The organism is Hamadaea sp. NPDC051192, from assembly GCF_040682475.1.
Lineage (GTDB): Bacteria > Actinomycetota > Actinomycetes > Mycobacteriales > Micromonosporaceae > Hamadaea > Hamadaea flava.
Genome location: NZ_JBFBAZ010000051.1, coordinates 32,016 through 52,277, shown reverse-complemented (window position 1 = coordinate 52,277; position 20,262 = coordinate 32,016). Strand labels below are relative to the sequence as shown.

Genomic DNA, 20,262 nt, shown 5'->3' with positions numbered 1-20,262 from the left:
GCCGCCGATCGCCTGCACGACTCGCCAGCCGATCAGCCACATGGCGCCTTTGCCGCCGGTGAACGGGTCCACTCCATGATGGACTGTCAGTCCTCGGTCGCGCGGTAGCCGTACAGGAAGGTCCGGACGCCTGCGGCGACCATCTCGGCCAGCTCCTCGCGGGTGGGCGTACGCCCCTCGCGGAACAGCGTGGTGCTTTCGAACGTGGTCAGCGCCGTGAAGTGCAACGCCATCCGTTCCAGGTCACCGGATCGCAGCACGCCCTCCTCGACCAGTACGCCGAGACGCTCGACCACCTCGGCGCGTACGCGCAACGGCCCGGCCTGTAGCCAGCCGTCGAGCATCTCGGCCGGGAAATGCCGCCGCTCGGCGTTGATCTGCTGGACGAGTGCGAAGTGGTCGGGGAAGTCGAGCCCGTGCGCGACGAGCGCGTGGCCGATCACGAAGAGCTGCTCCTCCGGCCCGGTGGCGTCACGCAGGCCGTCGTCCAGATAGGCCGAGAACGCGTCGGCGACCCGGACGGCGCTCATCGCCAGCACGCTGGAGAACAGCGCTTCCTTGCTCGGGAAGTGCTTGTAGAGCGTACGCGTGGAGACGCCGGCTTCCCGCGCGATGGTGTCGGTGGTGGTGCGGGCGTACCCGTCGCGGCCGAAGACCGCGCGCGCCGCCTCGACGATCGCGTCGCGTTTGGCCGGCCGCCCACGGGTGGACGGTTGTGACGTCTCCGACATGATCTCCCCTTCGGCGGCCGGGCCGCGCTAATTTCTGCCGTACACGTTTTACTTTACCTCAGTGGGAGGCGGTCCAATGAGCGAGGCTCTCAAACTCGCGGTCATCCTGGGCAGTGTGCGGCCTGGTCGCCGGGCCGACGCCGTCGGGCGATGGGTCCAGCGTCACGCCGCCCGGCGGCCCGGCGTCGAGGCCGAGGTCGTCGACATCGCCGCGTACCAGCTGCCGGTGCTCGACGAACCGCTGCCCGCGGCGTACGGGCGTTATATGCATCCGCACACCCAGGCGTGGGCGGACACCATCGCCGCCTTCGACGGGTACGTCTTCGTGACCCCGGAGTACAACCGCTCCATCCCCGGGCCGCTGAAGAACGCGATCGACTTCCTGTACGCCGAGTGGCACAACAAGTCCGCCGGGTTCGTCAGCTACGGCATGGACGCGGCCGGCACCCGAGCGGTCGAGCACCTAAGGGTGGTCATGGGCGAGCTGCAGGTCGCCGACGTGCGGGCGCAGGTCGCGCTGACCTTGGGCGGCGACTTCGACGGCGACGCGTTCCAGCCCTTGCCGCATCGGTCCGGCCAGCTGGACATGCTGCTCGACCAGCTCACCACCTGGAGTCACGCCCTGCGGACGGTCCGGCGATGACGACCACCGTGGCGACGCGCCGGGACGAGGCGATCCGATGGCCGGTCTGGCGACTGGCGCTGGTGATCGCGTTCGCCGCCTTCATGAGCCAGCTCGACACCTCGGTCGTCAACGTCGGGCTCGACACCATCGCCGCCGATCTGGGCGCCGATCTCGGCGACGCCCAATGGGTCGCGAGCGCGTACCTGATCGCGCTCGGACTGTCGCTGCCGGCCAGCGGCTGGCTCGGGCGGCGGCTCGGCGTCGGGCGGGTGTAGTTCGCCGCGCTGGCCGCGTTCACGGTCACGTCCGCGCTGTGCGCGCTCGCCGACGGCGTGTGGTGGCTGGTCGCGGCTCGCGTGTCGCAGGGACTCAGCGCCGGGTTGCTGCTGCCGGCCGGGCAGACGATCCTCGGCCAGGCGGTCGGCCCCCAGCGGCTCGGCCGGGTCATGGCCACCCTCGGCATCGCCGTCAGCCTCGGTCCCGCGCTCGGCCCGGTCGCCGGCGGCCTGATCATCCACAACGGATCATGGCCGTGGCTGTTCCTGGTGAATCTCCCGCTCGGCGGGATCGCGCTCTACCTCGGCTGGCGGTTCGTGCCGCGCGAGCGCCCCGACGCGCATCCGGGCCGGCTCGACTGGCCCGGCCTGCTGCTGGTCAGCGCCGGCGTGCCGCTGCTCGTCTACGGGCTCACCGCCTGGGGCGAACAGGGCAGCCTCGCGACCCTCGGCTCCGGTGGCCCGGTCACGCTCGGGGCACTGCTTCTGGTGACATTCGTCTGGTACGCACGACGCACCGTCCGGCCGGTGCTGGATCTGCGACTGTTCGCCAATCGGGCGTACGCGGCAGCCACCGCGACCGGTGCGGTCATGGGCGCCACCATGTTCGGCGCGACGCTGCTGTTCCCGCTGTACTTCCAGATCGGCCGGGGCGCGGGCGTCCTCGAGACCGGAGTGGCGTTGATTCCGCTCGGCCTCGGCACCGCGGTGGCGCTGCCGATCAGCGGCCGATTGCTGGACCGGATCGGCGGCGGACTGGTCAGCCTGGTCGGCGGGCTCGGTACGGCCGCTTCCACCGTGCCGTTCGCACTGGCGGGCACCGAGTTGCCCACGCCGGCCGTCCTCGGCCTGCTGTTCCTGCGCGGCGTGGGCATCGCGTTCGCCGTCGGCCCGGCGTCGATCGCGGCGTTCAAGGCGGTCACCACCGCTCAGCTGCCCGATGCCACCACTCAGGTGAACATCGCGCAGCGGGTGGGCGGGGCGCTGGGCGGCGCCGTCTTCGCCGTCCTCCTGGCCACCCGGCTGCCCGGTGGCGTCGACGCCGCGTTCCGGCAGACGTTCTGGTGGCTCACCGCCGCCTCGGCGCTCGGCCTGGCCACCGCCGCCTGGCTGACCGTCGCCGAACACTCCCGGGCGGCGAGGAGATCCGGCGTGGACGCCACCCGGCTGCCCGAGGGCGTCCACGGCCGGTCATCGCGGGGTTGACGTCAGCCGATGCGCCGGCGTCCCGGTGCGAAGCACTGGCCGAGCCGACGGCGACGCGACTGCGGCAGCTCGCGGGCCGAGCCCGGGGTCGCCCGGCAGGCGCCCCGGCAGCCGCGCCGAGCGGCCGGTCCGGCCGACCGGGTGGCGTGGAGCCGCGCGGTCAGCTGCTCCAGGACGGTGAGCGGAGCGGGGGCGGGGAGCACGACAGAGAGACGAGTGGGTACGACCACCCAAGTGGTGAGCACAGATATACACCCAATCGGTGAGAAGTCCGCAGCAGGAAGGAGCGCGGCGGCGTACGGGACGCGGCGCGCGACGAATCAGCTCTGGAGGGTTCTCACAGGGAGTACAACGGCGTGTCCTCGGCTAGACGGATGACTTGGACAGCACGGTAGTGACGCGCGACGGCACCGGTCCACCGGTTTTCCGGGATATTTGAGCGGTGAACGATATCGTCAGATCGTGACCTGGTTATCCATACCGGTCGAGCCATTCTCGCCGAACAGGCGTCCTATACCCGCACCGGCACCGCAGCGGAGGAGACGAACAGACATGGCGGACGCTCATCTACGAGCCGACGACGCGGCCGCGCGTCAACTTGCCACCCGGCTGCGCCAGCAGCGCGAGCAAGCACAGCTGTCCGCGGACGAGCTGGCGAGCCGGATCGGCATCACCGCGGCCGACGTGGAGACCATCGAGAACGGCGACCAGCTGAGCCCACGCCAGCTCGTCTACGCCTGGCTGAACGCGTGTGGACTGCTCGGTCCCGAGCGCCGGGACATCATGGACATCGTCGACAAGCCCCACTGACCAGCTACTCCGCAATACCGCTTGGCTGAGGCGCTGACCAGCGCAGAGGGCGGCCCGAAGTGATCTTCGGGCCGCCCTGGCATATCTGTAGGTCTTGACAGACATCAATGTTAGCGCGAACATTGCTGCCGCAGCCTTTCGCGACACCCTCCCTCCGAGCGTGGCCAGCCGGGGACGTCGCGGTCCCCCACCCGCTCCCGACAAGGCTGGAGGCACCATGATCGTTCTCTCCGCACCCTCACCCCGCTGGCGGTTCCGCGCCGTCGTGGCCGTCCTGGCCAGCGCCGCAGCCGTCGCAGCCATGACCGTCGCCGTACGCCAGCCCGCGCAGGCGGCGACCATCGACACCGCCGCGTGGTACCGCCTGACGGCACGGCACAGCGGCAAGGCGGTGGACGTCGCCGGTTCGTCGACGGCCGACGGAGCCGGCATCGTCCAGCAGACCGCCAACTCCGGCAGCACGAGCCAGCAGTTCCAGTTCGTCGACTCCGGCGGCGGATTCTTCCGGCTGCGCGCCCGGCACAGCGGCAAAGTGGTCGACGTGTCCAATCGGTCCACCGCCGACGGCGCAGCCGTCATCCAGTGGAGCGACCTGAACGGCACCAACCAGCAGTGGTCGGTCGTCGACACCGACAGCGGCTACGTGAAGCTGCTCAACCGCAACAGCGGCAAAGCCCTCGACGTGTCCGGACGATCCACCGCCGACGGCGCGACCGTCGTGCAGTGGGCCGACAACGGCGGCGCCAACCAGCAGTTCCTGCTGACCAAGCTCAGCACCCCGACCCCCACCGCCAGCCCGACGATCTCCGGTACGCCGACCACCCCGCCCGCCGCGTACCCGAACCCGGGGACGGTCACCGGCAGCACCGGCGCGCACGACCCCAGCGTGGCGAAGGGACCGAACGGGACCTACGTCCTCGCCGCCACCGCGAACAACCTGTCGCTCAAGACCTCCACGGACCGCACCGCGTGGTCGAACGCCGGTGTCGTGTGGCCCAACGGCGCGTCCTGGACGACGGCGTACACCGGTGGCAGCGCGAACCTGTGGGCCCCGGACATCTCCTACCGCAACGGCCAGTTCTTCCTCTACTACGCCGCGTCCACGTTCGGGTCGCAGCACTCGGCGATCTTCCTGGCCACCAGCCCCACCGGCCTGCAGGGCTCCTGGACCAACCAGGGCCTGATCATCGAGAGCAGCACCGCCGTGAACTACAACGCGATCGACCCGAACCTCGTCGTCGACGACGCCGGTCAGTGGTGGCTGACGTTCGGTTCGTTCTGGAGCGGGATCAAGATGATCCGGCTCGACGCCGCCACCGGCAAACGCTCCACGAGCGACACCGCCGTACGGGCGTTGGCCACGCGCACCACCGCGAGCGGGGCGGTCGAAGCGCCGTTCATCTTCAAGCACGGCGGCTACTACTACCTGTGGGTCTCGTTCGACCTGTGCTGCCAGGGCGCGGCCAGCACCTACCGGGTCATGGTCGGCCGGTCGACCTCGGTCACCGGGCCGTTCACCGACCGGGCGGGCACCGCGATGACCTCCGGCGGCGGTACGCAGGTCCTGGCCGGGCACGGTTCGATCCACGGCCCCGGCCACCAGGCGGTCATCACCGACGTCGACGCCGAAGTGCTCTTCTACCACTACTACGCCGACAGCGGCGCGTCGTACCTGGGCATCAACCTCATCGGCTACGACTCGGCCGGCTGGCCGTTCGTGTACTGACCACGCGGCCGGGCGGGATCAGCTCGTTCCCGCCCGGCGGCGTACCCGGCAGAGGCCGTCAGCGCAGGTGGCCCGCGTGCTCGGCGCCGGGCAGCGTACGCGAGACGAACTGCTCGGTGCCGGGCTTGACGATGACGAACTGGCCCATCATGCCGGAGTCCTCGTGCCGCAGGATGTGACAGTGGTACATGTACGGCCAGCCGGGGTCGGTGTGCTCGCCGAACTGGACGGCCAGCCGGACGGTGGTCTTGCCGGGTACGTAGACGGTGTCCTTCGGGCCGGCCGCGTACGCCAGCGGCGGCTTGCCGTCGACGTCGAGCACCCGGAACGCCACTTCGTGAATGTGGAAGTTGTGGGCGTAGACGTTGTTCTCGATCTCCCAGATCTCCTGCGCGCCGGCGGGCACGATCTCGTCGATGCGGGTCATGTCCATCGACTCGCCGTTGATCGCGTCGTGGCCGTTGAGCTTGAAGTGGCGTACGCGCGCCCCGGCCGGGACGTCGATGTGCCGATCGGCGAGCCGGGCGGGCAGGTCCGGCATGGCGGCCAGCTTCGCCGCGGCGACGAACTTGATCAGGTCGAGGTCTCCCTCGTCGATGTCGGCCTTGCCGCCGACCGAGGTGAGCACCACCTGCTCGCCGGGTGCGAACCCGACGACGATCTCGATCCGTTCGCCGGGGGTCAGCGACACCGTGTCGACCTCGACCGGCGCGTTGACCAGACCCGCGTCGGTGGCCACGACATGGAACCTGCGGCCGTCGGCGAACCGGAGGTGGTACCGGCGGGCGTTCGACCCGTTGAGCACGCGCAGCCGAATCCGCTGCGCCTTGACCTCGAAGAACGGGTTGTAGGTGCCGTTGACCAGGACGTGGTCGCCCAGGATGCCGAAGGTGCCCTTGAGCGGGTCGCCGGTGAACGAGCCGTCGGCGGCGAACCGCTTGTCCTGCAGGATCAGCGGCACGTCGGTCACCCCGTACGCGTGCGGCAGGTCCGGGCCGCCGGGCTCGTCGATGAGGAACAGCCCAGCCAGTCCCCGGTAGACGTGCATCGCGGTGGAGCCGTGCGGATGCGGGTGATACCAGGACGTCGCGGCGGGCTGGTCGATCGTCCATCGAGGACTCCAGGTGGCGCCCGGCTCGACCGGCTGGTGCGGCCCGCCGTCCATCCGGGCCGGCAGCCGCATGCCGTGCCAGTGCACCGTGCTGGCCTCGCCGAGGGTATTGGCGACCGCCAGCTGCACCGTATCCCCTCGGGAGGCACGGATCGTCGGGCCGAGGAAACCGGAGTTGAACCCCCAGGTCGGCGTCTGCCTTCCCGGCAGGATCTCGGTCTGGCCGCTGCGCATCGTCAGGTCGAACCGCTTGATCCCGTCGGGCTGGACCCTCGGCTGGGCCAGCGGCGGGATGCGCAGCCGGTTGCTGAACGTCAGCTTCTCGGGCGGCACCGACGAGCCGCCACCACCCTGGTCGGTGCCGCAGGCTGCGGCGAGGGCGGGAAGGGCTGCGGCGAGGAGGAACCGTCGGCGTTGCATGATCGAAATCGTTTCATCGGAGCCGGCTGGGAACCATGCGGGAGTCCACCCAGGAACCACCCAGGAACTGCCGACGAAACCACTTAGGGGTTGCACTGTCACTGCAATCGGCTGCGGCGCCCGGTGCGGCGGCGGCGGCGGCGGCGGCGGGATGATCGCGTACAAGTAAGTTAGCAGCCAGGGCCGCCCGGCGGTATCGGGCGACGAACCGACTCCCCCGAGGTGGCGCGGGCCGTTAGCCTCCTCCGCGTGCCGATCTTGTCGCGTCTTCTCCGAGCTGTGCTTCCCGAGGCCGGGCCGCAGCGCGTCATCGCGCTTTCCTCGTTCGTCAACATGCTCGGCAGCGGCATGTTCATGGTCAGCTCCGCCTTGTTCGCCACACGCGTGGTCGGCCTGTCGGTCGCGCAGGTCGCCGTCGCGCTGGGCATCGCGGCGATCGTCGGGATGACCGCGGGCATTCCGGTCGGGCACCTCGCCGATCGTCGCGGTCCGCGGGAGGTCTATCTCGTCACGCTGTGCGTGCAGGCCGCGGCGATGGCAGCCCTAGTCGCGGCCCGGTCCTTCGCTGTCTTCCTGGTGGCGCTGTGCGTCGGGGAACTCGCGCGCATCGCCAGCGTCTCCGCGCGGGCCCCACTGGTACGCCGCTTCGGCGACACCGAGCTGCCCCGGTTCCGGGCGTACCTGCGATCGGTGGCCAACCTCGCCGGCGCGTTGGGTGCGGTGGCCGCCGGATTCGCGGTGCAGCTCGACACGCGGACGGCGTACGTGGCGGTGGTGGTGGGCAACGCGGCCAGCTTCGTGGTGAGCGCTGCGATCACCGTACGCCTGCCGTCGGTCGCCCCGGTCGAAGCGCCTCAGGCGGCCCGGCGGTGGCTGGCATTGCGTGATCGGGGGTACCTGGCCTTCACCGTCCTCGACGCGATCATGTCGATCCAGGGCCGGGTCCTGGTCTTCGGCCTGCCGCTGTGGATCGTCGGACACACTTCGGCGCCACGCTGGCTGGTCGGGGCAGCGATGCTCCTCAACACGGTGCTGATCGTCGTGTTCCAGGTACGCGCCGGCCGCGACGTCGACGGCAGCGCGCCGGGCGGCCGGGCGTTCCGCCGGGCTGGGCTGGCGTTTTTGGCCGGGATGGCGTTGATGGCCGCCGCCACGGGAGAACCGGGCTGGATGGCCGCCGTGCTCGTCGTCGCCGGGGTCGCCGTGCACACCGTCGGCGAGCTGTGGCAGGCGGCGGGCTCGATGGAGCTGCGATTCAGCCTCGTCCCGGCGTACGCCCAAGGCCAGTACACCGGCGTCGCCAGCCTCGGCAGCGGCCTGGTGAACGTGGTCGCGCCGACGGTCGTCGCGGTGCTCTGCCTCAGTTGGGGTGCGCCGGGCTGGCTACTGCTCGGCGGCGTCTTCGTCCTGGTCGGGCTGGCCATGCCGGCCGTCGTGCGCTGGACCGAACGGCACAGTCCGGCGTACGCGTAGCCGGTCAGGCCACCCGGAGCTGTTCCCCGTCGATGTCGACGACGTCACCGCGGTGCAACTGCCGGCCGCGCCGCAGCTCCTCCTCGCCGTTGACCGTGACCTCGCCCGCGCCGATGGCGGTCTTGGCCTCACCGCCCGATTCGATGACCCCGGCCAGCTTGAGGAACTGGCCCAGCCGAATCATGTCGTCGCGGATCGGAACGTCTCTCATCCCTGCATCATCGGCCCTCCGGCCGGGCCGCGCCCAGGCGACTCGCGGCAATGTCGATCACACCACGTCACCGCCTGGCCATGGGCCGGCCGGCGGGGTCCTCCCGCGGAGACGGGCCGGCACCAGGTAGCTTCGCGACCATGCATTCGGTGATCACCTCCGACGGCCGGGTCCTCGCCGTCGAGGAGTACGGCGTGCCCAGCGGCGTGCCCGTGGTGTATCTGCACGGCACCCCGATGAGCCGGCTCGCCCGGCACCCCGACGACCAGATGTTCATCGACCTCGGCATCCGGCTGATCACCTATGACCGGCCCGGGTTCGGCCGCTCGACGCCACAGCCGGGCCGGATCGTCGCCGACGCCGCGGAGGACGTGGTCACGCTCGCCGACGCGCTCGGACTGTCGCGCTTCGCGGTCTTCGGGGTCTCCGGCGGCGGGCCGCATGCCCTGGCCGCTGCCGCGGCGTACCCGCATCGCATCTCGCGGGTGGCGACCCTCGCGAGCCTGGCGCCGTGCGACGCGGACGGTCTGGAATGGACCGCCGGGATGACCGAGGGCAATCAGGGGAGTTCCGTCGCGGCGCGCCGTGGCCGCGACGAGCTGACGGCGCGGTTGACCCAGGCCGCGGAGAGCCCGCTGCCGCTGCCGGAGCGCGACCTCGCGGTGCTGGGCCAGCCGGAGATCGCCGCGATGGTCCAGCCGGCGATGGCGGAGGCGCTCGCGCCCGGTGTTTCCGGCTGGGTGGACGACGTGTTCGCGCTGTACGGCCTGCCCTGGGGGTTCAGCCCGCGATCGGTGCGGGTGCCCGCCCACCTGTGGCACGGCGAGCTGGACGAACTCGTTCCGGCGGCGCACAGCCGATGGCTGGCCGAGCGCATCCCCGGCGCCACCCTCGTGACCGACGCCGATGCCTCGCACGCGGGACACTTCGCCGCGACTCGGGACACGCTCACCTGGCTACTCACGGGGTGAGAAAATTCTGATTTAGCCCTCTACATCCGGTTTAGCCGTCTATATCCGAAACCGTCATTGCTGCAACCGGTCATGAGCATGCCGAAATCGCGCAAAAGGTGCGAAAAGAAAAAGTAGACGACGTCGCGTGACCGCTGGAACACTCGCCGTAGTCAACTTGACCTGCACCTACGTCGAGGGAGTGCTCATGAGCCGGAAGCTCTTCGCCGGATCCATCGCGGTCGCGACGGTCGTCGCCGCCGTTCTGATCCAGTCGGCCATGTCGGCATCGGCCACCAGCGGCACCTCCGTCGCCGCCACCGGCGACAGCTCGGTCTACCTCGCCGCGAACGGCAAGAACGCGGCCTCCGCCGCGGTGACGCCGCAGACCGCCCCCATCTCGCAGGACTCCTCGCTGAAGCTGTCCGGCATGACCTGGACCAGCTGGTCCGACAGCGCTTCCGGCACAGGCAGCGCGACCGTCAACCTGTGCGACCCGAACTGCGCCACCGGCAAGAGCGTGACGATCCCGGTCACCGTGACCCTCAGCGCCCCGCAGCAGCTGTGCGGCCACGACTTCTACACCGACATGCGGCTGGCGTTCCAGAGCACGCCGCCGAACGGGCTGCCGAGCACCACGACCGTCCCGGTCGCCCCGCTCTGCTGATCTGGTCACGCCCGGACTGACATCGGAGGTCAGGTACGGCGGCTGAGGGTGTCCGCTCCGCCGTACCTGCCGACGACCTCGAAGCCCTCGCTCAGGTAGAGGCCGTGGGCGTGGTTGTCCGGCTCGACCGACAGCGACAGCTGCTCGACTCCGGCCTCCCGCGCGACCCGGACCAGCTCACGCAGCATCAGGCGGCCGAGACCCCGGTTCCGATGGGCCGCGGCCACGCCGAGCGTCAGCTCCGGAATGTCGGCGGCGACCCAGCCATAGCCCGGATCGTCGGCCGGCAGATACCGCAGCCAGCAAGCGCCCACCGGGTGGCCGTCGCCGTCGGTCGCGACGACGCCGAGATCGCCGGGGCGTGGCCAACCGGCCACGTAATGCGCGATGTCCGGCCGGGCCAGCACCTCGGACACCGTGAACTGGCCGGTTCCGCGCCAGTCGAACGCGGCCAACAGCATCTCGACCAGGAACGCCGCGTCGTCCGCTCCCGCTTTACGGATCTTGTACGCCACGGCGGCATTCTGCCAAAGCGATCAGCGATCCAGCGAACCGAGTTCGCCGGCGGCTACTCCTTGGCGGCTTCGCGGCCGACCACCATGGTGGCGTACAGGTCGGGGTCGAACTCCGCAGCGATCTCCACGTCGAGCTGCGCGCCGAGTCCATCGAGGACGCGGGTGAAGAAGCTGCGCGCGGCCGCGGCGTAGACGATGTCGGCGATGTCGCCGTCGGAAAGCCCGGCCGCGTGCAGTTCGTCGACGTCGTCCTGAGACACCGAGGCGGCGTCCCCCGCGACCTTCGTGGCGAACCGGTACACAGCCCGGTCCTGCTCGTCGAGGGTCTCGCCGTCTGGCGACTCGGCGATCCGGTGCAACGACGCCTCGTCACCGCAGATGTCGCGGAGCATCTTCGAATGCGCGACCGTGCAATAGGTCGACCGCAGCGCGCGGGCCGCCGCGATGGTGGCGATCTCGAAGCGCCGGCGGTCCATTCCCCCACGGATGGCCAGGTTGAGCGTGTTCCAGGCCTGGGCGACGTCCGGGCGGTGGCTGAACGCGCCGGTGTAGTTGGGCAGGAAACCCCAGGAGGAACGCTGCTGCTCGAAGTACTCGGCGGTCGCGCCGGTCGCAGCCTGCTCGGGCGTCGTCTCGATGAACATGCCGTCATTGTGCATACGCGGGTTCCAGTGTGGGCACGACTGGCGGAATGACGTCAGTGCTGTGCGCGTACCAGTGGGTGGCGCTGATTGTCATTGGTTCGTCATGGATTCGCGCGGTGATCGCGATGGCCGGGCCCGACCGTGTCTCTGGGACGCGGACGCGGTCAGCGACGCATCCGGCCCGCATCGGGGTGGGCCGGGACAGCACTTCACGTCCTCGCCGGCGCCGGACCTCTCAGGTCCTCCGGCGCCGGCACACTCCCCTGTCGCCGGTGGCGCGACCACTCACCCGGCGCGGGTGAATCGGTGTGCGGCTGTGGCTGGTCTGCTTGTCCTGCGCGACTCCACCGGCGGAGTACGCGGAGAGGTGGGTCGACGTGACGGATCGCCGTGGCTCGTCTGGGACGCTGCTGGCGACCTGCGTCTCGGCGCTGGTCGTCAACGCCAACACCTCCGCGGTGGCGATCCTGCTGCCGGCGATCTCCGACGACACCGGTACGCCGGTCTCCACCCTCCAATGGGCGGTGACCGGATACTCCCTGGTGGGCGCGGCGACGATCGTGACGGCCGGCGCGCTCGGCGACGTGTTCGGCCGGCGCAAGATCTTCCTCGGCGGGCTGATCCTGTTCGTGGCGTCGTGCGCCATGATCGCCCTCGCCCAGAGCGGTGGTGGGGTGATCGCGGGACGCTGCATTCAGGGTGCGGCCGGGTCGACGATCCTGGCCTGCGGCATGAGTCTGCTGTCGGCGGCCAACACCGGCAAGGAGCAGTTGCGCGCCGTGACCTTGTGGGGCGCCGCGTCGGCCATCGGCGCGGCGGCCGGTCCGCTGGTCGGCGGGCTGCTCGTCGAACTCACCGGCTGGCAGGGCTTGTTCTGGATCGACGCCGCGATCGCGGCGGCCTGCATTCCGCTGACGCTGGCCCGCACCGCCGAGTCGCGTGACCCCAACCGGTCCCGTTCCATCGACTTCCCCGGCACCGTCCTCATCGCCGTGACCCTGGCCGCGCTCATCTTCGCGCTGAGCAAGGGCCAGGACTGGGGCTGGCTGTCCGGACGCACGCTCGGCTGCCTCGTGCTGTCCATCGCCGCGCTCGCCACGTTCGTCGTCGTCGAGCAGCGCCGGGCCGCACCGCTGCTCGACCTGCGACTGCTGCGGAACAAGGTGCTGGTCGGCGCGACGGTGTCGATCCTCATCGGATCCGGCACGCTGAACGCGATCATGTACGTGATCAGCCTCTACTTCCAGGACCCGGCCGCGCTGGGGATGAGCGCGCTGCAGGCCGGGCTCGCCACGCTGCCGGTCGCGGCGGCCGCGGTCGTGCTCGCCCCGCTGATCACGCCGATCGTCGGCAAGATCGGGGCGCGTACGACGATCGTGTCCGGGTTCGTCATCATGACGGTGGCGTTCGGCTGGCTCACGCTCGTGGACTCATCCTGGAAGTACGCCGCGTTCGTCATCCCGCTGGTGCTGTCGGCCGTCGGCATGAGCCTGCAGAACGGGCCGGCCTCGTCGATCTCCACCGCCGTCGTGTCGCCGGACGAGGTCGGCGCGGCGTCGGGCGTCTCCAACATGGCCCGCTATGTCGGCGCCTCGGTGATGACGGCGATCGTGGCCTCCATCTACGCCGGGGTCTCCGCACATCGACTGGCGGCCGGCGAGTCGACCGGCAGCGCACTCGCGGCCGGCGTCTCGCGTACGGCGATCGCGATGGCGATCTGGTGCGTCCTGGGTGTGCTGGTGGCCCTGCTGATCGGGCGGCTGCGACCGGGGAAGCCACAGCCGCTGGACTACGCCACCGCGGCGGCCGGCACGACGCATACGCTGCACGCCCCGGCGGCTCGTGCCCAGTCGTCCCGTTCGGGGGCAGAAGTCCCGACCGCGTAACCCGGCAAGCCACTGAACTGCTGCTGAACCCGCCCGCGGCGGCTCGGGCCGGACCTATTCTGACTTCAGCCGGGTCACGGGGTCCGACGGGTTCGAAGTGAACGCGAAAACCGGGGGTGAACTGCGATGGACGGGTGGACGTCGCACATCCCCGAATCGCCGTCCCCGATCGATCGGCCCCGGGTGCGGGATCTGCTGTCGACGCGGCTGCGGCACACTCGCGTACTGCTGGTGACGGCCGGGGCGGGCAGTGGCAAGACGACCGCCGTGGCGGAGTGGTGCAAACGCCGGGCGTTCGGCGAACGCATCGCCTGGGTCAGCGTCACCCGGGACGCGTCGCCGGCCCATTTCTGGTGGCAGACCCGGCATGCGTTGCTGAGCGCGGTCGTCTCCCCCAGCACGGTCGGCGGCGACCTCGCCAACTCCGCCGGGCAACCGCCCGTGACCCGGGCCGGCAAGGCCGAACTCGATCGGCTGCGGCGCACCATCACGATGATCGGCGCGCCGACGATCCTGGTCGTCGACGACCTGCACTACCTGCGGGACGTCGGCGTACTGGAACAGTTGCGCGACTTGATCGAGCATGCGCCGCCGGACCTTCAGGTCGTGCTGGTCAGCCGGTCCGATCCCGCGATGCGGCTGCACCGGTTGCGCATCCGTGGCGAACTGGCCGAGGTACGCGCCCGCGACCTGGCCTTCGATACGGGCGAGGTCACCCGGCTGTTCGCGGAGTACGACGTCACGCTGTCCGATCCGCAGGTACGCGCGCTGCTCGACCGCACCGACGGCTGGGCGGTCGGGCTGCGGCTGGCGGCGATGTCGCTGGAACCCGACGCGGTCGACCAAGGGATCACGCGGTTCACCGGCGACGAGCGCACCGTCATGGAGTACCTGACGGGCGAGGTGCTCAGCCACGTCCCTGAGCCGGTACGCCGCTTCCTGCTGCGTACCAGTGTGGCCGAACGTCTCACGGTGTCCCTGGCGGAGTCGCTCGGGGGCGGCACCGCCGACGCGCTCCTGGCCCGGCTGGCCCGCGAGGACGAGCTGATGATCCGGGCGACCCGGGACGGCCGGGAGTACGCGTATCACCCGTTGCTGCGGGAGATGCTCTACCACCAGCTGTCGTTGGAGGACGGTGCGCTGCGGGACCAGCAGCACGGCCGGGCGGCCGCCTGGTACGCCGCCGGCGGTGACGTGGCCGAGGCGACCCGGCACGCGCTGCTGTCCCGGGACCCCGAGGTGAGCGTCCGGGTTCTGCTGACCATGACGATCCCGGAGATCCTGGCCGGACAGGGCGACACCGCCATGACCGCCCTCCGGGAGACCGCCGGGCGTGGTGGCGATCCGCTGGTCGACGCGCTGCATGCGGCCGCGCGGCACGCGTACGAGCGGGATGCCGCCTCGCTGAGCGCGGACGTCGACGAGACGGGCCGGCATCTGGCCGGGCTGCCCACGGACGTGGCCGAGGCCGGTCAGACGGCCTTGAGCCTGCTCGGGATGACCTCGTCGGTGCTGCGGACCGGCGGCGCGGGCGACCTGGACGAGGTCCGGAACGTGGTCCGCCGCCTCCGCGAAGGCGCACTGGCCCTCAGCCCGGCGGCGGCGCGCTACCAGCCGGTCGCCGAGACCCACCTCGGGGTGGAGCTGATGTGGACCGGGCAGACGGCGGAGTCGGAGTGGCACCTGCGGGCCGCCGCGGACAACGCGGAGCACCAGCGGCTCGAGGGTCTCCGGACTCAGTGCCTGAGCCACCTCGCGGTGCTCGACGCCCGCAACGGCGCGCTGGCGTCGGCCCGGCATCGAGCCGAGTCGGCGCTGCGGGAGGTCGGCGACACCGCCACCGCTCATCTCGCGTTGGCCCAGGTCAGCCTGCAACAGGCGGACTTCGACCAGGCCGCCCGGCATGTGGTGCTGGGACTGGCCGCCGATGAGTCCATGATGGACCGCCGGGCTCATCTGGCGGTACGCCTGACCGCAGCCGAGTTGCTGCTGGCCCACGACGCCCCGGCGAAGGCGGCGGCGACGGTCGCCCAGGTGCGGGCCGAGGCCGAGGAGACCCAGGCGGGTACGCCGTTGCTGCGGCACTGGATCGACCTGGTGGAGGCCGACGCCCGGCTGGCTGGAGCCGACTACGCGACGGTCGCGGAGCAGTTGCGCGACCGTGTCGGCGACGGCGATCTGCTGCCCGCGGAACTGATCCGGCTCGCGCAGGCGGAGCTGGGTCTGGGCCGCACCAAGCAGGCCGAGCAGCTCCTGCAGCCGATCCTGGCCGAGGAGCCGACGTCGGTCGCCGCCGTCGAGGCCTGGCTCGTTCAGGCGGCCGTGCAGGACCGCCGGCACGACGAAGCGGCTGCCGAGGACGCCCGCCGGCATGCCATGGACTTGGCCGCGCCCGAACGACTGCGCCTGCCGTTCCTGCGTACGCCGGGCAAGTCCCGGCGGATCGAGCTGGCCGTCGACGCCGGCGCCGCCGCCCCGGCGCTGCTGGAGGCGCTCACCGAACGCGAGCTGACCGTGCTGCGCTACCTGCCGACGATGCGCGGCAACACCGAGATCGGCGAGTGCATGTTCGTCTCGGTCAACACGGTCAAGTCGCATTTGAAGGCGGTCTATCGGAAGCTGGCCGTCAGCAACCGCCGCGAGGCCGTCAACCGGGCCCGCGAGCTGCATCTTCTCTGACCCTCCGCCGCCTGGCGACCGCCGGCCGGAAGTACCCCCGCCGGGTGAGGCGCGGTGGTGGCCGCACGCCCAGGCTGGTGTCGAGGGGGGTGCGCCATGCCGAACCGTTGCTACGAGATCCACGTGAGCGGCTCCGTCGACGATCGCCTTCTGGCCGAGCTTCCCGGGCTGACGATCGGGCCGCCGGAGGTCCGGACCGTGCTCTACGGTCCCGACCTCGACCAGGCCGCGCTGTACGGCCTGCTCGACCAGCTGCAGGCGCTCGGGCTGGACCTCGTCGAGGTACGCACCACCGACGACCCGAGCCTATGAACGCCGTCGAGATCACCGTTTCGGGCCGGGTGGGGCCGCTGCTCCGCGAGGCGATCTCCGGCACCCCGGTCGCCGATTGCCGGCTGGTCACGGTCCTGCGGGTGACCGCCGCCGACACCGCCGCGCTGTGGCGGCTGCTGGGCCGGCTGGACCAGGCCGACCACGTCGCTCGAGCCGTTCGCTTCCACCGGAACCGTGCGGCGGAAAACCTACCCGAGGCGGGTGATGATTCGCCCATCGCCGATGGCCGAAGGTGATCACAGCGTTACGGAGTGCCAACGCGGCGGAGAGTCCTGCCGCATCTGTCACGGGGGTTCCTCAGATGAGTGCGATGGATGTGCCGGCCCGGCCGGCAGCGGGAGGAATACAAGCGGCGACCAGAGCGCCGGCCAAGGCGTACATCACCTGGGTCGCCCTGGCCCTGATGACCACCAGTTCGGTGGCCAGCCTCCGAGCCGCGCCGACCATGGCGATGTACGGGCTCGCGTGCGTGTTCCTCTACCTACTGCCGGCGGTCGTGTTCCTGTTGCCGACCTCGCTGGTCTCGGCCGAGCTGGCCTCGGGCTGGACCGGCGGCGTCTACAACTGGGTCAGCCAGGGCCTGTCCAAGCCGCTGGGCTTCCTCGCCGTCTGGTGCCAGTTCGCCATGACGATCTTCTACTACCCGAGCCTGCTCGGCTACGTCGCCAGCACCTTGGCGTACGTGTTCAACCCACCGCTGGCCTCGAACGGGCTGTGGACCGCCGCGGTCATCATGGTCTGCTACTGGTCCGGCGTCTGGATCTCCTCGCGCGGCACCAAGGGCGTCGCCGGGCTGGCCAGCGCCGGGCTCACCATCGGCACGCTGATCCCGGGCGCGATCCTGCTGACCCTGTGCGCGATCTTCCTCGGCCAGGGCAACGAGTCGGCCGCGCCGATGGACGCCGCGCACCTGCTGCCGGCCTGGACCGGCCTGGCCAGCCTCGTACTGATCGTCAACAACTTCCTGTCCTACTCGGGCATGGAGATGAACGCGGTCCACGTCTCCTCGCTGAAGAACCCCGGGCGGGAGTACCCGCGCGCGATGTTCATGGCGATGGGCCTGGTCCTGGCCATCTTCATCCTGCCGGCGCTGGCCATCAGCTGGGTCGTCCCGGCCGAGCAGCTGTCGCTGACCGCCGGTGTCATGCAGGCCTTCGACGCGGTCTTCGCCCACTTCGGAGCGCAGTGGATGACGCCGCTGATCGGCATCATGCTCGTCACGGCCTCGCTGGGCGGCATGCTGACCTGGCTCGCCGGGCCGAGCAAGGGCCTGCTGATGATCTCCCGGCAGGAGGGCTACCTGCCGCCGTTCCTGCAGCGGCTCAACAAGTTCGGCGTACAACAGAACATCCTGGTGACCCAGGGCGTCATCACGACGGTCATCGCGCTGCTCTACGCGTTCATCCCGGACGTCTCCAGCGCGTACTGGATCTTCTCTGTGATCACCACGCAGGTCTACCTGATCATGTACCTGCTGATGTTCCTCGCCGCGATCCGGTTGCGCCGCACCCAGCCCGACCACCCGCGGGGTTACCGGGCGCCGATGCTGGTCGGCCTGTGCGGCGTCGGCTTCGCCGCCTCGCTCGCCGCGCTGCTGGTGGGCTTCATCCCGCCGTCGCAGTTCGAGTCCGGCAACTCCGGGATCTACCTGCTGATCGTCGGCGGCGGCGCGCTCGGCCTGGGCCTGCTCGTGCCGTACCTGTTCTACAAGCTGCGCAAGCCGTCGTGGAAGACCGCCGAGGCCGAGGAGGTGCCGGTGTCATGACCACCGTCGACATGAGCGACCGCTCGAAACGCTGGATAACCTACGTCCTGCTGGGCGCGATCTTCCTGATCCTCGCGATCGTCGCGCTGGGCGTGTTCCGCTCGGCCAAGGCGTCCGCGTCGGCCAACGCCAAGGCGGACGAGCTGATCGGCAACATCACGGCCGCCGGCTACACCGCGCCCAGCAAGGACCAGATCGTCACGGTGCTCGGCGAGGACGGCGGCGCGGTCTGCGCCGACCCGGCCAGCGCGCTGCGCAAGGCCACGCTCAACGCCATGATGACCAACGGCGCCGGCGGTCCCGGTGCGCGGCCGGTCATCAGCGACAGCATCGCGGTGCGCGGCCAGCTGGCGATCATGAAGGTCTACTGCCCGGACAAACTGCCGGACTTCCAGCAGTACGCCGACAGCCTCAAGTTCGACAACGTGGTGAAGCAATGACCGAGCAGCTCAGAGACCGTATTCAGGCGCTGATGCCGCAGGCGAAGGCCGAGCTGGCGGACCTGGTGGCGATGCGCTCGGTGGCCGACGCCCGGCAGTTCCCGCCGGAGGAGTGCGCCAAGGCGGCCGCGTGGGTGCTGGAGGCCTTCCGGGCCGAAGGGTTCACCGACGCCCGCCTGGTCACCACCGCCGACGGCAGCGACGCCGTCTACGGCACCCGGCTCAGCAGCGATCCGTCCGCGCCGACAGTGCTGCTGTACGCGCACTACGACGTGCAGCCGCCGCTGGACGACCAGGCCTGGCGCACACCGCCGTTCACGTTGACCGAGGGCGACGACGGGCGGTGGTACGGCCGGGGCGCCGCCGACTGCAAGGGCAACATCGTCATGCACCTGACCGCGTTGCGGGCGCTCGGCGACCAGCTGCCGGTGAACCTGAAGCTGATCGTGGAGGGCTCCGAGGAACAGGGCACCGGCGGCCTGGAGGACTTCGTGCCGCCGAACGCCGACCTGTTCGCCGCCGACGCGATCCTGGTCTGCGACACCGGCAACGCGGCGGTCGGCCGGCCGGCGGCGACGGTGAGCCTGCGCGGCCTGGTGAACGTCGTCGTGAAAGTCGAGTCGCTGCGGAGCGAAGTCCACTCCGGAATGTTCGGCGGCCCGGTCCCGGACGCGCTCGCCGCCCTCGTACGCCTCCTGGGCACGTTGCGCGACGAGCACGGCGACACCACGATCGCCGGGCTGGACAACACCCAGATCTGGGACGGCGAGCCCTATCCGGACGATCGTTTCCGCGCCGACGCCGGTCTGCTCGACGGCGCCGAACTGCTCGGCACCGGAGCGGTCTCCGACATGCTCTGGGCCCGGCCGGCGGTGTCGATTTTGGGCATCGACTGCCCACCCGTGGTCGGCTCGGCAGCCGCCCTGCAACCGCACGCGGCCGCCCGGCTCAACCTGCGCATCCCGCCCGGCACCGATCCGGGCAAGGCGCTGACCGCCCTGACCGACCATCTGACGGCGGCCACGCCGTGGGGCGTACGCGTGACCGTGGAGCCGGAGGCCTCCGGCGCACCGTTCCGGGCCGAGACCGGGGGTCCGGCGTACGCCGCCCTCCGCGAAGCGATGGCGGACGCGTTCGGGCAGCCCATGACCATGCTCGGGCAGGGCGGCTCCATCCCGCTGTGCAACGTCTTCGCCGCCGCCTGCCCCGGCGCGGAGATCATCCTGATGGGCGTCGAAGAGCCCCAGACCCTGATGCACGCGCCGAACGAGAGCGTGCATCCCCAAGAGATCGCCGACATGGCGCTCGCCGAAGCCTTGTTCCTGCAACGCTTCGCCACCGCAGCCGACACAAAGGAGTGACAATAGTGGATGTCGAGACGATGGGACCGGTCGACTACCTCGTGATCGAGTTCCCCGGAAACCGGATGACCGGCGAAGGCGTACCGCTGCTGCTGGACCTCGTCGAACGCGGCATCATCCGCATCCTCGACCTGGCCTTCATCCGCAAGGACGCCGACGGCATCATCACCGCGCTGAAGATCGAGGACCTCGACGCCGAGGGCGCCGCGGAGTTCGCGGTGTTCGAAGGCGCGTCCTCGGGCCTGCTCGGCGACGACGAACTGCGCGAGGCCGCCGACGTCATCGAGCCCGGCAACTCCGCCGGAATCATGGTCTACGAGAACACCTGGGCCGCCCCGCTGGCCATGGCCTGGCGTCGTGGGGGCGCGCAGATGGTCGCGTCCGGCCGCATCCAGATCCAGGCGCTGCTCGCCGCGGCCGAAGCCAGCGCCTGA

The 20,262-nt window shown here is 70.5% G+C and carries 22 protein-coding genes; 16 read left to right on the top strand and 6 right to left on the bottom strand.

What is annotated here, in order from left to right:
* Nucleotides 1–86: 86 nt before the first annotated feature.
* The gene (locus AB0M47_RS22220; protein ID WP_363416773.1) at nt 87–731 is read right to left on the bottom strand and encodes a TetR/AcrR family transcriptional regulator; all 645 of its coding nucleotides are present in this window, start codon (nt 729–731) and stop codon (nt 87–89) included.
* Between the two features lie 76 nt (nt 732–807).
* Between AB0M47_RS22220 and AB0M47_RS22215 the strand changes: the two genes are divergently transcribed.
* From AB0M47_RS22215 to AB0M47_RS22205, 3 genes are read left to right on the top strand one after another with little or no spacing between them, the layout of a single operon-like run.
* Nucleotides 808–1,374 carry an NAD(P)H-dependent oxidoreductase gene (locus AB0M47_RS22215; RefSeq protein WP_363416770.1) on the top strand — a complete coding sequence of 189 codons (567 nt, stop codon included), beginning with the start codon at nt 808–810 and terminating at the stop codon, nt 1,372–1,374.
* Nucleotides 1,371–1,631, top strand: a complete 261-nt coding sequence (locus tag AB0M47_RS22210; protein ID WP_363416767.1) for an MFS transporter — start codon at nt 1,371–1,373, stop codon at nt 1,629–1,631. Before AB0M47_RS22215 ends, AB0M47_RS22210 begins: the two co-directional genes overlap by 4 nt.
* Before the next feature lie 9 nt (nt 1,632–1,640).
* Nucleotides 1,641–2,837, top strand: coding sequence for an MFS transporter (locus tag AB0M47_RS22205; protein WP_363416776.1), 1,197 nt, complete (start codon nt 1,641–1,643; stop codon nt 2,835–2,837).
* A gap of 2 nt (nt 2,838–2,839) precedes the next feature.
* On the opposite strand, the gene AB0M47_RS22200 is transcribed toward AB0M47_RS22205, so the two are convergent.
* A complete protein-coding gene (locus tag AB0M47_RS22200) occupies nt 2,840–3,040 on the bottom strand; it encodes a hypothetical protein (RefSeq protein WP_363416764.1) in 201 nt (66 codons plus the stop codon).
* A 349-nt stretch (nt 3,041–3,389) separates the two neighbouring features.
* Here AB0M47_RS22200 and AB0M47_RS22195 point away from each other — a divergent pair, with 349 nt between their 5' ends.
* Both AB0M47_RS22195 and AB0M47_RS22190 read left to right on the top strand, forming a co-directional pair.
* Nucleotides 3,390–3,647, top strand: coding sequence for a helix-turn-helix transcriptional regulator (locus AB0M47_RS22195; RefSeq protein ID WP_363416761.1), 258 nt, complete (start codon nt 3,390–3,392; stop codon nt 3,645–3,647).
* Nucleotides 3,648–3,864: 217 nt separating this feature from the next.
* Nucleotides 3,865–5,373: a family 43 glycosylhydrolase gene (locus AB0M47_RS22190; protein WP_363416758.1), complete on the top strand. Its 1,509-nt coding sequence runs from the start codon at nt 3,865–3,867 to the stop codon at nt 5,371–5,373.
* 58 nt (nt 5,374–5,431) lie between these two features.
* On the opposite strand, the gene AB0M47_RS22185 is transcribed toward AB0M47_RS22190, so the two are convergent.
* A complete protein-coding gene (locus tag AB0M47_RS22185) occupies nt 5,432–6,904 on the bottom strand; it encodes a multicopper oxidase domain-containing protein (protein ID WP_363416755.1) in 1,473 nt (490 codons plus the stop codon).
* Nucleotides 6,905–7,153: 249 nt separating this feature from the next.
* Here AB0M47_RS22185 and AB0M47_RS22180 point away from each other — a divergent pair, with 249 nt between their 5' ends.
* Nucleotides 7,154–8,377: an MFS transporter gene (locus AB0M47_RS22180; protein ID WP_363416752.1), complete on the top strand. Its 1,224-nt coding sequence runs from the start codon at nt 7,154–7,156 to the stop codon at nt 8,375–8,377.
* A 4-nt stretch (nt 8,378–8,381) separates the two neighbouring features.
* On the opposite strand, the gene AB0M47_RS22175 is transcribed toward AB0M47_RS22180, so the two are convergent.
* On the bottom strand, nt 8,382–8,588 hold the full coding sequence (locus AB0M47_RS22175) for an RNA-binding S4 domain-containing protein (RefSeq protein WP_253755171.1): 207 nt from the start codon (nt 8,586–8,588) through the stop codon (nt 8,382–8,384).
* A gap of 140 nt (nt 8,589–8,728) precedes the next feature.
* Between AB0M47_RS22175 and AB0M47_RS22170 the strand changes: the two genes are divergently transcribed.
* Nucleotides 8,729–9,559 carry an alpha/beta hydrolase gene (locus AB0M47_RS22170; protein ID WP_363416749.1) on the top strand — a complete coding sequence of 277 codons (831 nt, stop codon included), beginning with the start codon at nt 8,729–8,731 and terminating at the stop codon, nt 9,557–9,559.
* Nucleotides 9,560–9,746: 187 nt separating this feature from the next.
* A complete protein-coding gene (locus tag AB0M47_RS22165) occupies nt 9,747–10,205 on the top strand; it encodes a hypothetical protein (protein WP_363416746.1) in 459 nt (152 codons plus the stop codon).
* Between the two features lie 29 nt (nt 10,206–10,234).
* Here AB0M47_RS22165 and AB0M47_RS22160 read toward each other — a convergent pair whose 3' ends face one another.
* The gene (locus tag AB0M47_RS22160) at nt 10,235–10,720 is read right to left on the bottom strand and encodes a GNAT family N-acetyltransferase (protein WP_363416743.1); all 486 of its coding nucleotides are present in this window, start codon (nt 10,718–10,720) and stop codon (nt 10,235–10,237) included.
* A gap of 53 nt (nt 10,721–10,773) precedes the next feature.
* Nucleotides 10,774–11,364, bottom strand: coding sequence for a peroxidase-related enzyme (locus AB0M47_RS22155; RefSeq protein WP_363416740.1), 591 nt, complete (start codon nt 11,362–11,364; stop codon nt 10,774–10,776).
* 377 nt (nt 11,365–11,741) lie between these two features.
* Between AB0M47_RS22155 and AB0M47_RS22150 the strand changes: the two genes are divergently transcribed.
* From AB0M47_RS22150 to AB0M47_RS22115, 8 genes are all read left to right on the top strand, one after another.
* A complete protein-coding gene (locus AB0M47_RS22150; RefSeq protein ID WP_363416738.1) occupies nt 11,742–13,250 on the top strand; it encodes an MFS transporter in 1,509 nt (502 codons plus the stop codon).
* 126 nt (nt 13,251–13,376) lie between these two features.
* Nucleotides 13,377–15,929, top strand: a complete 2,553-nt coding sequence (locus AB0M47_RS22145) for a LuxR C-terminal-related transcriptional regulator (protein WP_363416735.1) — start codon at nt 13,377–13,379, stop codon at nt 15,927–15,929.
* A gap of 96 nt (nt 15,930–16,025) precedes the next feature.
* Nucleotides 16,026–16,241, top strand: a complete 216-nt coding sequence (locus AB0M47_RS22140) for a hypothetical protein (RefSeq protein WP_363416732.1) — start codon at nt 16,026–16,028, stop codon at nt 16,239–16,241.
* Nucleotides 16,238–16,498, top strand: a complete 261-nt coding sequence (locus AB0M47_RS22135; RefSeq protein ID WP_363416729.1) for a hypothetical protein — start codon at nt 16,238–16,240, stop codon at nt 16,496–16,498. The genes AB0M47_RS22140 and AB0M47_RS22135 overlap by 4 nt, the downstream gene beginning before the upstream one ends.
* A gap of 65 nt (nt 16,499–16,563) precedes the next feature.
* A complete protein-coding gene (locus AB0M47_RS22130; RefSeq protein WP_363416726.1) occupies nt 16,564–18,027 on the top strand; it encodes an APC family permease in 1,464 nt (487 codons plus the stop codon).
* Complete coding sequence (locus tag AB0M47_RS22125) at nt 18,024–18,467, top strand: hypothetical protein (RefSeq protein WP_363416724.1); 444 nt, start codon at nt 18,024–18,026, stop codon at nt 18,465–18,467. The genes AB0M47_RS22130 and AB0M47_RS22125 overlap by 4 nt, the downstream gene beginning before the upstream one ends.
* A complete protein-coding gene (locus AB0M47_RS22120; RefSeq protein ID WP_363416721.1) occupies nt 18,464–19,828 on the top strand; it encodes a dipeptidase in 1,365 nt (454 codons plus the stop codon). The genes AB0M47_RS22125 and AB0M47_RS22120 overlap by 4 nt, the downstream gene beginning before the upstream one ends.
* Nucleotides 19,829–19,833: 5 nt before the next feature.
* Entirely contained in the window at nt 19,834–20,262 is a 429-nt protein-coding gene (locus AB0M47_RS22115) for a DUF6325 family protein (protein WP_363416718.1), read from the top strand.

Excerpts from the sequence above, each read along its gene's own strand:
- AB0M47_RS22220 (WP_363416773.1), bottom strand. The coding sequence starts at position 731 with ATGTCGGAGACGTCACAACCGTCCACCCGTGGGCGGCCGGCCAAACGC.
- AB0M47_RS22215 (WP_363416770.1), top strand. The coding sequence starts at position 808 with ATGAGCGAGGCTCTCAAACTCGCGGTCATCCTGGGCAGTGTGCGGCCT.
- AB0M47_RS22210 (WP_363416767.1), top strand. The coding sequence starts at position 1,371 with ATGACGACCACCGTGGCGACGCGCCGGGACGAGGCGATCCGATGGCCG.
- AB0M47_RS22195 (WP_363416761.1), top strand. The coding sequence starts at position 3,390 with ATGGCGGACGCTCATCTACGAGCCGACGACGCGGCCGCGCGTCAACTT.
- AB0M47_RS22190 (WP_363416758.1), top strand. The coding sequence starts at position 3,865 with ATGATCGTTCTCTCCGCACCCTCACCCCGCTGGCGGTTCCGCGCCGTC.
- AB0M47_RS22185 (WP_363416755.1), bottom strand. The coding sequence starts at position 6,904 with ATGCAACGCCGACGGTTCCTCCTCGCCGCAGCCCTTCCCGCCCTCGCC.
- AB0M47_RS22175 (WP_253755171.1), bottom strand. The coding sequence starts at position 8,588 with ATGAGAGACGTTCCGATCCGCGACGACATGATTCGGCTGGGCCAGTTC.
- AB0M47_RS22170 (WP_363416749.1), top strand. The coding sequence starts at position 8,729 with ATGCATTCGGTGATCACCTCCGACGGCCGGGTCCTCGCCGTCGAGGAG.
- AB0M47_RS22165 (WP_363416746.1), top strand. The coding sequence starts at position 9,747 with ATGAGCCGGAAGCTCTTCGCCGGATCCATCGCGGTCGCGACGGTCGTC.
- AB0M47_RS22155 (WP_363416740.1), bottom strand. The coding sequence starts at position 11,364 with ATGTTCATCGAGACGACGCCCGAGCAGGCTGCGACCGGCGCGACCGCC.
- AB0M47_RS22145 (WP_363416735.1), top strand. The coding sequence starts at position 13,377 with ATGGACGGGTGGACGTCGCACATCCCCGAATCGCCGTCCCCGATCGAT.
- AB0M47_RS22140 (WP_363416732.1), top strand. The coding sequence starts at position 16,026 with ATGCCGAACCGTTGCTACGAGATCCACGTGAGCGGCTCCGTCGACGAT.
- AB0M47_RS22135 (WP_363416729.1), top strand. The coding sequence starts at position 16,238 with ATGAACGCCGTCGAGATCACCGTTTCGGGCCGGGTGGGGCCGCTGCTC.
- AB0M47_RS22130 (WP_363416726.1), top strand. The coding sequence starts at position 16,564 with ATGAGTGCGATGGATGTGCCGGCCCGGCCGGCAGCGGGAGGAATACAA.
- AB0M47_RS22125 (WP_363416724.1), top strand. The coding sequence starts at position 18,024 with ATGACCACCGTCGACATGAGCGACCGCTCGAAACGCTGGATAACCTAC.
- AB0M47_RS22120 (WP_363416721.1), top strand. The coding sequence starts at position 18,464 with ATGACCGAGCAGCTCAGAGACCGTATTCAGGCGCTGATGCCGCAGGCG.